Source organism: Yoonia maritima, from assembly GCF_003003285.1.
GTDB classification, from domain to species: Bacteria; Pseudomonadota; Alphaproteobacteria; order Rhodobacterales; family Rhodobacteraceae; genus Yoonia; species Yoonia maritima.
Map to the genome: position 1 here is coordinate 145,408 of NZ_PVTP01000005.1, position 13,971 is coordinate 159,378.

Annotated in this window: 9 protein-coding genes and 1 tRNA gene; 2 read left to right on the forward strand and 8 right to left on the reverse strand. The window is 54.5% G+C overall.

The genetic code is table 11. The features are described 5' to 3' along the window. Positions 1 to 33 precede the first annotated feature (33 nt). From gltB to CLV80_RS09300, 4 genes are read right to left on the reverse strand one after another with little or no spacing between them, the layout of a single operon-like run. Entirely contained in the window at positions 34 to 4,566 is a 4,533-nt protein-coding gene (gene gltB, locus CLV80_RS09285; protein WP_106357280.1) for a glutamate synthase large subunit, read from the reverse strand. Next, a complete protein-coding gene (locus tag CLV80_RS09290) occupies positions 4,553 to 5,263 on the reverse strand; it encodes a hypothetical protein (RefSeq protein ID WP_106357282.1) in 711 nt (236 codons plus the stop codon). The genes gltB and CLV80_RS09290 overlap by 14 nt, the downstream gene beginning before the upstream one ends. Continuing rightward, positions 5,260 to 5,931: a hypothetical protein gene (locus CLV80_RS09295; protein ID WP_106357284.1), complete on the reverse strand. Its 672-nt coding sequence runs from the start codon at positions 5,929 to 5,931 to the stop codon at positions 5,260 to 5,262. The genes CLV80_RS09290 and CLV80_RS09295 overlap by 4 nt, the downstream gene beginning before the upstream one ends. Before the next feature lie 39 nt (positions 5,932 to 5,970). Then, positions 5,971 to 7,398: an NAD(P)-dependent oxidoreductase gene (locus tag CLV80_RS09300; RefSeq protein ID WP_106357286.1), complete on the reverse strand. Its 1,428-nt coding sequence runs from the start codon at positions 7,396 to 7,398 to the stop codon at positions 5,971 to 5,973. 218 nt (positions 7,399 to 7,616) lie between these two features. Here CLV80_RS09300 and CLV80_RS09305 point away from each other — a divergent pair, with 218 nt between their 5' ends. Then, positions 7,617 to 8,420, forward strand: coding sequence for an undecaprenyl-diphosphate phosphatase (locus tag CLV80_RS09305; RefSeq protein WP_106357288.1), 804 nt, complete (start codon positions 7,617 to 7,619; stop codon positions 8,418 to 8,420). On the opposite strand, the gene CLV80_RS09310 is transcribed toward CLV80_RS09305, so the two are convergent. Beyond that, positions 8,417 to 9,397 (reverse strand): complex I NDUFA9 subunit family protein, encoded by a 981-nt coding sequence (locus CLV80_RS09310; protein ID WP_106357290.1) that lies wholly within the window; start codon positions 9,395 to 9,397, stop codon positions 8,417 to 8,419. The two genes, CLV80_RS09305 and CLV80_RS09310, sit on opposite strands and share 4 nt — an antisense overlap. Before the next feature lie 164 nt (positions 9,398 to 9,561). On the opposite strand from CLV80_RS09310, the gene CLV80_RS09315 reads away from it, so the two are divergent. Then, a tRNA-Leu gene (locus CLV80_RS09315) sits at positions 9,562 to 9,648 on the forward strand. Positions 9,649 to 9,771: 123 nt separating this feature from the next. Here the strand turns inward: CLV80_RS09315 and CLV80_RS09320 are convergent. The 3 genes from CLV80_RS09320 to araD are packed head-to-tail and all read right to left on the reverse strand — an operon-like array spanning position 9,772 to position 13,966. Then, on the reverse strand, positions 9,772 to 11,295 hold the full coding sequence (locus CLV80_RS09320; RefSeq protein ID WP_106357292.1) for an aldehyde dehydrogenase (NADP(+)): 1,524 nt from the start codon (positions 11,293 to 11,295) through the stop codon (positions 9,772 to 9,774). A gap of 15 nt (positions 11,296 to 11,310) precedes the next feature. Further along, positions 11,311 to 12,237 carry a Gfo/Idh/MocA family protein gene (locus CLV80_RS09325; protein ID WP_106357294.1) on the reverse strand — a complete coding sequence of 309 codons (927 nt, stop codon included), beginning with the start codon at positions 12,235 to 12,237 and terminating at the stop codon, positions 11,311 to 11,313. Beyond that, entirely contained in the window at positions 12,224 to 13,966 is a 1,743-nt protein-coding gene (araD, locus tag CLV80_RS09330; RefSeq protein WP_106357296.1) for an L-arabinonate dehydratase, read from the reverse strand. Before araD ends, CLV80_RS09325 begins: the two co-directional genes overlap by 14 nt. Positions 13,967 to 13,971 lie beyond the last annotated feature (5 nt).

A 13,971-nucleotide genomic window follows, 5' to 3' on the forward strand; every position in this document is an offset into this window, starting at 1 on the left:
CCCCACACTTATTTCAGTGCAGGGGCGTTGTTTTTACTCAGCAGGGATTGCAGCGTCTTCGATGCTTAGCGGATGCTTCAGATGCACTAGCATTTCTTTCGGGCAGATTTGGACAAAGTTGCCTTTCTCCAGTTCCCAGTGTTGCAAGATGTCAGCAGCTTTGCGGCTACCTGTTTCTTTCGCGTGGCGTTCGATCAGGCCTTTTAGTTGATCGAGCCAGTGATCCACGGTCACAGGGTTCGTCACCAGTGTTTCCATGTTGATCAGGTCGGCGGCCTCGCCTTTTGGATCGTATAGATAGGCCATACCGCCCGTCATACCGGCACCAAAGTTCGCACCAATTGACCCGAGAATTACCGCAACACCACCAGTCATGTATTCACAACCGTTAGTTCCGCAGCCTTCGATCACGACAGTCGCGCCAGAGTTCCGCACCGCGAAACGTTCGCCTGCACGGCCCGCCGCAAACAGATAACCGTCAGTCGCACCGTACAGAACAGTGTTCCCGATGATCGTGTTATCGGCAGCAACCAGCGGGCTAACCATTGGTGGACGAACCACGATTGTACCACCCGACAGCCCCTTACCGACATAGTCGTTCGCGTCGCCAGAAACCTCGAGCTTGAGGCCCGGCGCTGCAAATGCACCCAGCGACTGCCCAGCAGAGCCACGTAGTTTGACCGTTAGGTGATCGGGCTGCAGTTCATTACGCATGCCAAAGTTCTGAACGATGTGGCTGGATGTGCGTGTACCGATGGTCCGCAGTGTGTTTTGCACTGCATAATCCAACTGCATCTTTTCGCCCTCGTTCAAGAAGCGCGCAGCATCCTGAACGATTTGCGCATCCAACGTGTCATCGACAGCGTTACGTGGCTTGTTGCGGTCATAAGTGATCTTTTCAGCGCCATCGACTGTGATCAGCAATGGGTTCAGGTCAAGGTCATCAAGATGCGCAGAACCACGACTAACCTGCGTCAACAGATCGGCACGGCCGATAACATCATCCAACGAACGCGCACCGATGCTAGCGAGGATTTCGCGTACTTCGGTTGCGTAGAAGGTGATCAGGTTCACGACCTTGTCCGCGTTACCCGTGAACTTGTCGCGCAGTGCTTGGTCTTGTGTACATACGCCGACGGGGCAAGTGTTTGACTGGCACTGGCGCACCATGATGCAGCCCATCGCGATCAGCGCAGCGGTACCGATGCCGTATTCCTCGGCACCAAGCATCGCAGCCATGACGATGTCGCGACCAGTGCGCAGGCCACCATCTGTCCGCAATGTGATACGTTCACGCAGGTTGTTCATGGCAAGCACTTGGTGTGCTTCGGTCAGACCCATTTCCCATGGCAGACCAGCGTATTTGATCGATGTACCCGGTGATGCGCCTGTACCGCCGTTGTGACCTGAAATCAGGATCACATCGGCCTTCGCCTTTGCAACACCAGCAGCGATCGTACCAACACCAGACGCAGCAACCAGTTTCACGGTGACCTTACAGATCGGGTTGATCTGCTTGAGGTCATAAATCAACTGGGCCAGATCCTCGATTGAATAGATATCGTGGTGCGGCGGCGGTGAAATCAGCGTCACGCCTTTGGTTGAGTGGCGCAGCTTGGCGATCAAGTCAGTGACCTTCATGCCGGGCAGCTGCCCACCTTCGCCAGGTTTTGCACCCTGCGCAACTTTGATCTCAAGCTCTTCACAAGCCAGCAGGTATTCGGCTGTGACGCCGAAACGACCAGACGCGACCTGTTTGATCTTTGCAGAAGCGTTGTCACCGTTTGGTTCTGGTGTGAAATCCTCTGGGCTCTCGCCGCCTTCACCAGAATCCGACTTTGCGCCGATACGGTTCATCGCAATTGACAGCGTACGGTGTGATTCTGGGCTAAGCGCACCCAAAGACATGCCGGGCGTCACGAAACGCTTGCGGATCGCCGTGATGCTTTCGACCTCTTCAATCGGCACAGGTTTTGCCATTGGTTTGATCGCCAATAGATCACGCAGGTGGATTGGCGGGTTCGCCTGCATTGATTTACTGTACTGCTGCCACATCGGATAGGATGCGTTGTTACAAGCAGCCTGCAACATATGCATTGTCTGCGCTTCCCAAGCGTGCTTTTCACCTGAACGGCGGGCTTTGTAGAAGCCACCGATTGGCAGGATGTCAGTTGGGTTTTTCCAACCGCGCGCGTGGACTTCTTCCAGCTTGGTTTGGATACCGCTTGTACCGATACCAGAGATACGGCTTTGCATACCCGGGAAGAATTCCGCAACCATCGCACGTGACAGACCGACTGCTTCAAAGTTCAGACCACCACGGTAAGACGCAAGAACCGAAATCCCCATCTTGGCCATGATTTTCAGCAGGCCTGCATCAACTGCTTTGCGATAATGGCTCACTGCTTCGGCAAGGGTACCTTCTAGCAATCCACGTTCAACGCGGTTCGCAATCGAATCCTGCGCCAGATAAGCGTTCACAGTCGTTGCGCCACAGCCAATCAACACCGCAAAATAATGCGGGTCGATACACTCCGCAGAACGCACGTTGATCGAACAGAATGTACGCAGACCTTTTGATGTCAGACCAGAGTGCACAGCAGATGTCGCAAGGATCATCGGCATTGGCACGCGGTCAACGTTTTGATGCTGATCCGTCAGCACCAAATGCCCTGCACCTGAACGCACGGCATCCTCGGCCTCTTCGCGAATACGCTGAAGACCTGCGGAAAGCGCGCCGCGCCCTGTTTCAAAGGTACAGTCGATAAAGGCAACGTTATCGCCGAAATGGCGCACCATTTCATTGAATTCGCCGTTTGAAACGAACGGGCTTTCCAGTACGAGAATTTCTGCTTGCGAAGAGTTTTCGTCCAGCACATTTTTCAGGTTACCAAACCGTGTTTTCAACGACATGACGCGTGTTTCACGCAAACTGTCGATTGGCGGGTTGGTTACTTGGCTAAAGTTCTGACGGAAAAAGTGCGACAGCGGACGGTAAACGCTTGAAAGAACCGCAGACGGGGTATCGTCGCCCATCGACGCGATCATTTCTTTGCCGTCTTCGGCCATCGGCGCAAGAACTTGCTCTAGGTCTTCGATAGAATAGCCCGCAGCAACCTGACGCTGACGCAAATCTGCGTCTTTGAACATGGCCTCTTCTGCTACATCGCCCATTGAATCAGTTAGATCGATAACTTTTTCGATCCAGTCACTAAATGGCTGCGCGCCAGACAGGACATCTTTCATTTCAGTGTCGTGGAACAGTTTGCCTTCTTTCATGTCGACGGCAATCATCTGACCGGGGCCAAGCGCGCCCTTTTCGACAACAGTGGCTTCGTCGATTGGCACCATGCCAACCTCAGAACCTGCGATCAGTAGACCGTCACCTGTCACAACGTAACGCAGTGGGCGCAGACCGTTCCGATCCAGACCACCACAGACCCAACGACCGTCGGTCATCGCTAGCGCGGCTGGGCCATCCCATGGCTCCATCACGGCGTTGCAATAGCTATACATGTCCTGCCACGCCTGTGGCATGTCAGATGCTTGCTGCGCCCATGCTTCGGGAACCAGCATCGTTTTCGCCATCGGCGCGTTGCGGCCTGCTCGTACCAAAACCTCAAAAACAGAGTCTAACGCAGACGAATCTGACGCACCCGACGGAATGATCGGCTTGATATCTTCGGCTTTGTCGCCGAATGCACCAGACGCCATCCGGATTTCGTGGGACTTCATCCAGTTGACGTTACCCTTCAGCGTGTTGATTTCGCCGTTGTGTGCCAACATGCGGAATGGCTGTGCCAGTGACCACTGCGGGAAAGTGTTTGTGGAATAACGCTGGTGGTAGATCGCGAATGCCGATTCAAAACGTTCGTCGAGCAGGTCTGGATAAAACTCTGCAACCTGCTCGGCCAGCATCATGCCTTTATAGATGATCGAGCGGCAAGACAGCGAACAAATGTAAACGCCGTTGATCTGCGCGGCGGCAGCTGCTTTTTCGATACGACGACGGATGATGTACAGTTCGCGCTCGAACTGCTCTTCGTCGATATCCTTTTCACAGCGGATAAGAATCTGTTCGATCTCTGGACGTGTGGCGTTCGCCTTTTCACCTAAACATTCGGTGTTCACCGGAACGTGGCGCCAGCCATAGATATAGTGACCGAGGCGCAGAACCTCGGATTCAACGATTGTACGGCAGCGTTCTTGGGCACCGAAATCGGTACGTGGCAGGAACACCTGACCAACCGCGATCATTTCACCGTCTTCTGGCTCGTGACCAGTACGACGGATTTGATCTTGGAAGAATGGAACAGGGATTTGAACGTGGATACCCGCGCCGTCACCTGTTTTGCCGTCGGCATCAACAGCACCACGGTGCCAAATCGCTTTTAGCGCATCGATACCGTTTTCGACAACGCCACGCGAAGGTGTACCATCGATGGCAACCACAAGGCCAACACCGCAAGACGAATGTTCGTCTTCATCAGCATAAAGACCGTTTTCGGTCATCCATTTGCGCTTAGCTTCCTCAGCCGCGACCCAAGCTTGATCATATGTGGTCATAGGTATTCTCCTCAGAAAGTGGTGCGGATGAGATCGCAACCCCACAGCCGTGCTTTGGCCGTGTACTTAGAAAACCCGGTTCCCCGGGAAAGATGAATTCGACAGGGCGGTCGTCGTGTTCGAACTGCCCTTCGGGTGTTGTTGTGACCCCAGTGCCAGACAAAAATATGCGCCAGTCTGGGTGAATAAATTCGTTGCCTTCGCCGGACCAAATCACGGTGCCGTCGTCCGCAGTCGCGGTCAGGTCATAAGTCGTTTCAAGCAGCGTAACGCCGTCAATCGTGATTTCGCGCCCGGTCAACGTGTCCTGACCGACGAAATGCGTTGCACCGAACTGGTCAGACATTGTGCTGAAATCATAATCATCAACACCATTCGCGATCAGATCAGACAGTGACGCTGGCTCTGCCGGGTTCGACATAAGCTGCTCGCTGTGACCTGTCAGCGCGTGAAAGCTGGCGATCCACTGCGTTTCGGCATCGATTTCACCGGCGTAGGTCATGCCCTGTTCATCCAGCGAAACACGACGTTGGTGTCCCGGCGCGTCGCCTTCGCAGGTAAAGTGATGATCAACCTGACAGCTTTCTGCCTGCACCGTTAAATACGCAGTACAGCCAGCGGGCAGACCAAAGGTCGCCCGACTGTCCTGCGCAGCGACGGGACTGGCAGCGATCAAAAGACCAAGTGTGATCCTCATGGCTGATAGCTCGTTTCGATCTCGTTACATTCGTAGACTGGTTGGTCCGCAAAGAAACCGGGCTCGTCTGGGTAGATGAATTCAACTGGAGACATGTCAGTGATTTGATCGGGGTCTTCTTCCGACCAAGATTGACCGAAAAAGAACAACCGGTGGTCTTCGCTGACGTATTGGCGACCGCTGCTTGCGTCTAAAACATTGCCGTCCGCGTCAATTGTCTGACCCTGATATTCGGTTTCAAACAATGTCTCGCCATCGATCACAATCGTTTCGCCGGTTAGCATGTCAAAACCAACGTTACGCTCCGCGCCACCTTCGGTTTCGATTGTGAAATCCCATGTATCCACCTGATTAGCGAATAGTTCGGTCAATGATGACGGGTCTTCAACGGGCTCTTGCAGCGCCTCATTCCCGAGAACGGAATAGGTTTCCATCCACTGAAATTCGTCGTCAACACGTTGCACGCTAAACACGCCTGTCTGGCCGATCAAAGCGATCCACTGGTCGCCTTCGCTATCGGCTTCACAGGTCCACACATTAACCATCACGCAGCCCTTTTGCTGAACAGTCAGCTTGGCTTCGCACCCTTCGGGCGCGGCAAAGCTTTGCTGCGCAGCAACGGGAGAGGCCAACATCAATGTGGCGATGGTCAATACGGGCTTCATCATGTCTTAACCTTTCAGGTCAGTATAGTGATGTGGCGAAGTTTATTCGGCTGCGACGGCGGCAGCCTCGTTCAGATAGTCCAAGATTGCAGTGGCTGTGTCACGTCCATCACGGATGGCCCACACAACAAGCGACGCACCGCGCACGATGTCACCTGCGGCATAAACGCCTTCAAGGCTGGTCGCGCCTGTGCCGAACTCGGCTTTGACGGTGCCCCAACGGGTGACTTCCAAACCTTCGGTCCCCCAAAGCGTCGGAAGATCCTCTGGCGAGAAGCCAAGCGCCTTAATCACAAGGTCAGCAGGTTCAACATAGTCAGCGCCTTCGATAACTTCGGGTGCTTGACGGCCAGTCGCATCGGGTGCGCCAAGACGCATCTTTTGCACCTTTACGCCGGAAACAGGTTCACCTTCGAACCCATCTGGGGACGCCAGCCAAACAAACTCTACGCCTTCTTCTTCGGCGTTCTGAACCTCGCGCTGAGAACCGGGCATGTTGGCACGGTCACGACGATACAGACATTTCACGCTTTCAGCGCCCTGACGAATAGATGTTCGGACACAGTCCATAGCCGTGTCACCGCCGCCAATCACGACGACGCGCTTACCAGCTGCGTTCAGCTCTCCGCTGTCGAATTCAGGCACAACGTCGCCAAAGCTTTGGCGGTTGCTCACTGTCAAAAAGTCGATCGCGTTCACGATACCTTCGGCATCGGAATCCGGCAGATCACGTGTTTTATATACACCTGTCGCAATCAGAACCGCGTCGTGTTTGCCACGGATCGCGTCAAAGGAAAGGTCTTCGCCGACATTGCAGTTCAAAACAAACTGTACGCCGCCGTCTTCCAATTGGGCCATGCGCTTCATGACCACGTCTTTTTCCAGCTTAAAGCCGGGAATACCGTAGGTAAGAAGACCGCCACCACGATCATAGCGGTCATAAACAGTGACCTGAACACCCTGACGACGCAGCATGTCTGCCGCAGCCAAGCCACCCGGGCCAGCACCAATGATGCCAACGCTTTCTGAACGCTCAGCGGTTGGACGGATTGGCTTCACCCAGCCTTCCTCGAACGCTGTGTCAGTTACGTATTTTTCAACCGAACCGATGGTCACAGTACCGTGGCCAGACTGTTCGATCACACAGTTACCTTCGCACAAACGGTCCTGCGGGCAAATGCGGCCACAGATTTCTGGGAAAGTGTTTGTTGCCTGAGAAATCTCATAGGCTTCTTCCAGACGACCTTCGGCAGTTAGGCGTAGCCAGTCCGGGATGTTGTTGTGCAGCGGGCAGTGCGACTGACAATACGGCACACCACACTGAGAACAACGGCTCGCTTGCTCGGCTGCTTTCGCAGTCGCGAACTCGGCGTAGATTTCACCAAAATCCTGCTTACGCAAATTCGGCGGACGCTTTTCCGGCATCTCGCGGTCGACCGCAGTGAATTTTAGCATTTTCTGGCCAGCCATACGCCGTCCTCCCGTATTACAGAGCGAACTGCCTTTTAAATCGGAACTTCCGAAATGAAAAGTCAGCATGGCTGACCTATATTAAAATAAATTCACCCCATCAAGCCCATTCGACCTTTAGATTCGCGAATATTAGGTCCGATACGGACATACATATTCCCTTCCCCCCAATTTCCATCAGGTTAGGTTGAGAAAAAGCGAATCGCGGGCACATTCAGATGACAACATTTAACCTCCTCTTTGTGGCACTTATTCAAGGGATCACCGAATTTTTGCCGGTTTCTTCGTCTGGGCACTTAATCCTACTACCTTCGCTGACAGGGCTAGATGACCAAGGACAAACCATCGACGTCGCGGCCCATGTCGGAACGCTTGCTGCTGTTGTCCTATATTTCTGGGCGGACGTTCGGGTTGCTATCGGCGGCACGCTGCGGCTAACCCAAGGCAAGGCAGACACACAAGGCGCAAAACTGGCCTTAGGTCTGATTGCCGCAACCATTCCGGTCATCGTATTTGGACTTTTCCTGAAAGTTACCGGAATATCAGACCACCTGCGTGGAATTGCGGTAATCGGATGGACCATGACGATCTTTGGAGTGGTGCTATACTGGGCAGACCAAACCGGGCCCACAGCCAAAACAACAGATGAATGGACCATAAAAGACGCGATTAAGATGGGTGTCTGGCAAGCTGTTGCACTTATCCCCGGCACGTCGCGGTCAGGCATCACCATCACCGCAGGGCGCCTGCTTGGCTACACGCGTACAGATGCCGCAAGACTATCGATGTTAATGTCGATCCCAACTATCATTGCGTCAGCCAGCCTGCTTAGCCTTGATCTTATTGGCACGACAGACGTGGGCGCGCTGCGCGACATTGGCATTGTCGTGGTGATGTCATTTCTTGCCGCTCTCATTGCGCTGACACTGATGATGAGACTACTGCGTGCAGTAAGCTACACGCCCTATGTCGTTTATCGACTGGTGTTGGGCGTGATACTTTTGTGGATTGCCTATACTTAGGCTTTTAAGTTTTTCGCAGATTCTTTGATTGCGTCGTACTGACCCGACGGACGAAAGCGCCACAGGTAATCAGGAAGAACAGCATCAAGCGACGTCGCCTGAATACCAAAGGCATCCAATCCCTTGGCACCTTCGGAGACGACATTATCAACCGTTAAACTTGCAACCTGATCCTTAGTGACTGGCCCCTTGACCAAACCAAACGACAAGGCACGACCAACGCCAAAGCCCCACGCCATGATCCGCGCAATCCAAAACGGAATGTTCAAGATCAAACGACGGCGACGCACAACACCCAGCATCTTTTGCATCAAGCTGCGGAAACTATGAACATCTGGCCCACCCAATTCATAAACACCTGCTTCAGCCTCGCCCAATACCGCCTTAGTCGCAGCAGCGGCTACGTCATCGACATAAACCGGCTGGAACCGCGCATTCGCGCCCACGATTGGCAGCACAGGACCAAAACGGGACATGCTTGCGAAACGGTTAAAGAACGTGTCTTCGGGGCCAAATATAATTGACGGACGCAATATGACCGCACCCGGAAATCCTGCCAGTACAGCGGCTTCGCCTGCTGCTTTGGTACGACCATATGCACTTGGCGCTTTTTCATCAGCGCCAATAGCCGAGATGTGGACCATACGTGCAACGTTCAAATCTGATGTAATACGAGCAATGCGCCCTGCGCCATCGGCATGAACGGCGTCAAAGGTATTCTTACCCGCCTCGTCCAAAAGGCCAACACAGTTAACAACCACGTCAGCGCCTTCAGTAACTGCCGCTACGCTTGCGTCATCACGGATGTTGCAGAAAATTGGTTCAACCTGCCCCACAACACCGTAGGGACGGACAAACATCGCCTCGTTCACAGACCGCACAGCGACGCGAACGCGCCACCCTTCAAGGGCCATGCGACGGGCAATATAACGCCCCACAAAACCGGAACCGCCGAAAATGGTGACTAGCTTAGACATGGCAAGGCCTCTTTGCTCGTTTGCCACGGTTTACCCGGCCACCTATTGCCAGACAAGCGGCATTTGAAAGGTTTCATGCTACGTTCCTTTAACTATCGCATATTTCCGGCCGAATCGCGTTGACAGCACCGCGCCACCACCTTAAGTCGCCCCCTACGACACCTGCCCAGGTGGCGGAATTGGTAGACGCGCCAGCTTCAGGTGCTGGTGTCTGTATGGACGTGGAGGTTCGAGTCCTCTCCTGGGCACCAAGTCGTTTTTCCCGACAGCTAATAAATCGCGAACGCGCACAAGAAAGCGCCACAATAGATTTGCGTCTATCGTAGCGCTGGAATTTGCGTGATTCTGGCGATGTCCGCCAGAATCATCCTGTCTTAGCCCTGCAAATCAGCAGGAAGCAGTGCTTCTGGTATGCCCTGGAAACAGACTGGGCGTACGAACCGTCGGATCGCCATTGTGCCTACGCTAGTCGCGCCAAAGTTCGTTGACGCAGGGAACGGTCCGCCGTGAACCATTGCATCCGCCACCTCGACCCCGGTTGGGAAACCGTTCACCAGAATTCGGCCTGCCTTGCGTTCAAACACTGGCATCAATGGCCGGGCTGCGTCGGTGTCAGCATCATCCAACTGCAACGTGACAGTCAGCTGACCGTCCAATTGTGTCGCGATTTTTTGACGTTCTTCTGCATCTGCTGCGAAAATCAAAATACCGGCAGGACCGAATACCTCATGCGCCAGCTCAGGATGTGCCAGCCAGTCGGCACCAGACACGCGGAAAACAGCGGGAGCGGCACAACGTGCTGGTGCCTCGGCTGGTGTATTTAGCGCAGTTGCGACGCCGGCGTCAGCCAGCGCCTGAACACCGCGTCCGTACGCAGCGGCGGTTCCGTCTGTCAGCATGACCTGCGGGGCGACATCTCCCAATGCAGCGGCTGCTATCGTAGCAAATTGCTCGGCCGCATCACCAGCTGTCAAAACCACAACGCCCGGGTTGGTACAAAACTGTCCCACGCCCATGGTTAATGATCCGGCCCAACCTGTCGCGATATCGTTCCCGCGTGCCGCCAATGCGTTGTCCATTACAAACACAGGGTTGATTGCGCCAAGTTCGCCGAAGAATGGGATCGGTTCGGGGCGCGACATTGCGATATCGAACAGCGCCTTACCGCCCCCATACGAACCAGTGAAGCCTACCGCACGGATCAATGGGTGCTTAACGAGAGCAGTGCCTGCCTCGTTCGTGTTTGATTGTACGAACCCAAATGTACCGGCTGGCATGCCAGTCTTTTTGATCGCAGCATCAATTGCGCGGGCAACCAATTCGCCGGTACCGGGGTGACCGGGGTGACCCTTGAACACAACCGGGCAGCCTGCAGCTAGCGCAGATGCTGTGTCGCCACCTGCTGTTGAAAACGCGAGTGGGAAGTTTGACGCGCCAAACACGCCGACGGGACCGATTGGTCGTTGGATCATGCGCAGGTCAGGACGTGGAAGTGGAGCACGATCCGGCAGCGCAACATCGTGACGTCGATCAAGACACTCACCCTTACGGATGTGGTCCGCGAATAGACGAAGCTGACCACATGTGCGGCCGCGTTCGCCCTGCAAACGAGCCTCTGGGAGGCCTGTTTCCGCATGACCAATTGCCGTCAGCTGATCGCCACGTGCGTCGATCTCTTCAGCAATCGCCTCAAGAAACGCAGCGCGTGTTTCGCGGCTGGTCCAACCATAGGTCAGATACGCGTCTTCGGCAGCTTCCACCGCAGCATCAACTTCGGCCTGACCACCGCAAAGAACAGTCATTGCTTCGCCACTAGCGGGATCAGACTGAAACGGCGTTCCGCCATTCACCCATTCGCCCGCAATAAGATGTTGTCCGGTAAGAGTTGTATCGGTCATGTTTCGTCCTTGAATTTATTCATGAAATGGCGCGACTGTTTTGCGATCACCCAGCATGAAAGCGTCAGCCACGTGTAAAAGTGGGCTGATGTCCACATCTGAAAGACCTGCTTCGATCAATTCTGCAAAGCGGTGATAAAGGCCGGGGTATTCGCCTGCCTCTGGCAGGGTCTGGGCCACACCGTTTATCGCCAGCGTCGCACCGCCATCGGTTAGCTTTAGCGTGCCTTCCGTGGTTTCGGCGGTGATGTTCCACGTTTGCGGACCTTCTTGACGCCAATCGAAATCCGCTTTGACAGTCATCCCTGCGGGTCCAGCAAAGGTCAGATCAGCCGCAATTGGCGTTGCACGGTTTTCCGGAAACGACAGCGTCGATGCGGTCAGGTGCACGGGGTTAGGCAGGATTTCTGTCATGATCGACAAGGCATTGATTCCGGGATCAAACACACCCAGACCGCCTGCTTGCCAAATCCAGTCTTGGCCGGGATGCCAGCGGCGCACGTCTTCTTTCCAGTCGATTTGAACCGAGGTGATCTGCCTATCAAACAGCCAACCACGTGCGGCAGCGACGCCAGCACCGTAACGCGAATGCCACGTCGCAAATAGGGTCACGTCCTTTGCCTTGGCCAGTTTTTCAAGCTTCAGAACCTCGGACACCGTCGCACCGGGTGGTTTTTCTAGCATCGTGTGCTTGCCAGCCATCAGCGACTTTACTGCAATGTCATAGCGTGGCTGCGGCGGCATACACAGCGATAGCGCGGCGATATCCGAACGCCCTGCAATCAACGCGTCGATATCAGCATAGTTATCCACGCCATCAATACCGCCGGAGCGGCTGACGGTCGCGGCAAGCTCCATCGTTTCGTTACCAGCAATCGCTGGAATATGTTGATCGCGGGCAATTTTGCCCACGCCTAGAATGGCAATCTTAGTGGCTGTCACGGGGTACCTCGTTTCCACGTTGTCCTTTTAGAACGTCAAAGTCCGCACCAGTGTCCGCACCTTCGACATGGTCGAGATACATCCGTGTGTAGCCGCCGACCACACTATTCTTAGGGGCTTGCCACGCAGCCAGTCGTGTTGCCAATTCTTCGTCGCTGATATCAAGGTGAACCCGCCGCGCTGCGACGTCCAGTTCGATCATGTCTCCGTTCTGAACGACGGCCAGCGGACCACCTGCTGCGGCCTCGGGCGTTGTGTGCAAAACAACGGTGCCATAGGCGGTGCCAGACATGCGCGCGTCAGAAATACGAACCATATCGGTGATCCCCTTTTTCAGCACCTTGGGCGGTAGCCCCATGTTGCCGACCTCGGACATACCGGGATAACCCTTTGGCCCGCAGTTTTTCAGGACCATCACGCAATTTTCGTCGATATCCAGCGCATCATCGTTGATCTTGGCCTTATAGTCGTCGATGTCCTCGAACACGACAGCACGACCACGGTGTTTCATCAAATGCGGGCTGGCGGCAGACGGCTTTAGCACTGCACCATTGGGTGCAAGATTACCTTTCAGCACGGCAATCCCGCCAGACGCGGCAAGCGCCTTTTCGACGGGCAGAATAACGTCTTCATTCCAGTTGGTCGCTTCTTTGACTTCGTCCCAGATAGCATCACCGGATACAGTCAGAGCGTCTTTGTGCAACAACCCTGCCTCGCCCAGACGTTTTAGAACAACAGGCAGACCACCCGCATAAAAGAATTCCTCCATCAGGTATTTTCCAGATGGCATCAGGTTCACAATGGTCGGCACGTCACGTCCGCAACGATCCCAATCATCTAGCGTCAGATCAACTTCGACCCGACCAGCAAGCGCGAGAAGGTGGATCACTGCGTTGGTCGAACCGCCAATTGCGCCATTGGTGCGGATAGCGTTTTCAAAGGCTTCTTTGGTCAAAATATTGGATGGTTTCAGGTCATCTTTTACCATCTGCACGATCCGCCGACCCGTCATCTGTGCCATCACCTTGCGACGGCTATCAACGCCGGGAATTGCCGCGTTCCCTGACAGGGCCATGCCCAGCGCCTCGGCCATTGATGCCATCGTGGAGGCGGTACCCATCGTGTTACATGAACCCGATGAACGGCTCATGGCTTGTTCTGCCTCAAGGAAATCTTCTTGGGTCATTTTTCCTGCTTTGATGTCTTCGGACATTTGCCAAAGCGCGGTGCCCGATCCGACGCGTTCACCCCGGAACCAACCGTTTAACATCGGCCCGCCTGTCACAACGATAGACGGAATGTCAGTGCTGGCGGCACCCATCATCAAGCTAGGCGTTGTCTTGTCACATCCGACCAAAAGCACAGCACCGTCAATCGGCTGTGCGCGCATGACTTCTTCAACCGCCATCGCAGCAAGGTTACGGTACATCATTGCGGTGGGGCGGAAGGTGTTTTCTGATGCTGAAAATACAGGAAGCTCGACAGGGAAACCGCCTGCCTCCCAAATCCCAGCTTTGACCTTTTCGGCCAGTTCACGCAGGTGACCGTTACAAGGGGTCAATTCAGACCACGTGTTCAAGATACCAATAACCGGCCGCCCGTCGAAAAGGTCATTCGGGTAACCTTGGTTTTTCAGCCAACCACGGTGGTAAATATTATCGCGCGAATTGCCCCCGTACCATTCTTGAGAACGCAGCTTGCGGGGCCATTCAGCGGGAATAAATGTCATGACGG

What these genes read in the sequence shown, in the direction of transcription:
- araD (WP_106357296.1), bottom strand. Translation starts at nt 13,966, where the DNA reads ATGACATTTATTCCCGCTGAATGGCCCCGCAAGCTGCGTTCTCAAGAA.
- CLV80_RS09290 (WP_106357282.1), bottom strand. Translation starts at nt 5,263, where the DNA reads ATGAGGATCACACTTGGTCTTTTGATCGCTGCCAGTCCCGTCGCTGCG.
- CLV80_RS09300 (WP_106357286.1), bottom strand. Translation starts at nt 7,398, where the DNA reads ATGGCTGGCCAGAAAATGCTAAAATTCACTGCGGTCGACCGCGAGATG.
- CLV80_RS09305 (WP_106357288.1), top strand. Translation starts at nt 7,617, where the DNA reads ATGACAACATTTAACCTCCTCTTTGTGGCACTTATTCAAGGGATCACC.
- gltB (WP_106357280.1), bottom strand. Translation starts at nt 4,566, where the DNA reads ATGACCACATATGATCAAGCTTGGGTCGCGGCTGAGGAAGCTAAGCGC.
- CLV80_RS09310 (WP_106357290.1), bottom strand. Translation starts at nt 9,397, where the DNA reads ATGTCTAAGCTAGTCACCATTTTCGGCGGTTCCGGTTTTGTGGGGCGT.
- CLV80_RS09320 (WP_106357292.1), bottom strand. Translation starts at nt 11,295, where the DNA reads ATGACCGATACAACTCTTACCGGACAACATCTTATTGCGGGCGAATGG.
- CLV80_RS09295 (WP_106357284.1), bottom strand. Translation starts at nt 5,931, where the DNA reads ATGATGAAGCCCGTATTGACCATCGCCACATTGATGTTGGCCTCTCCC.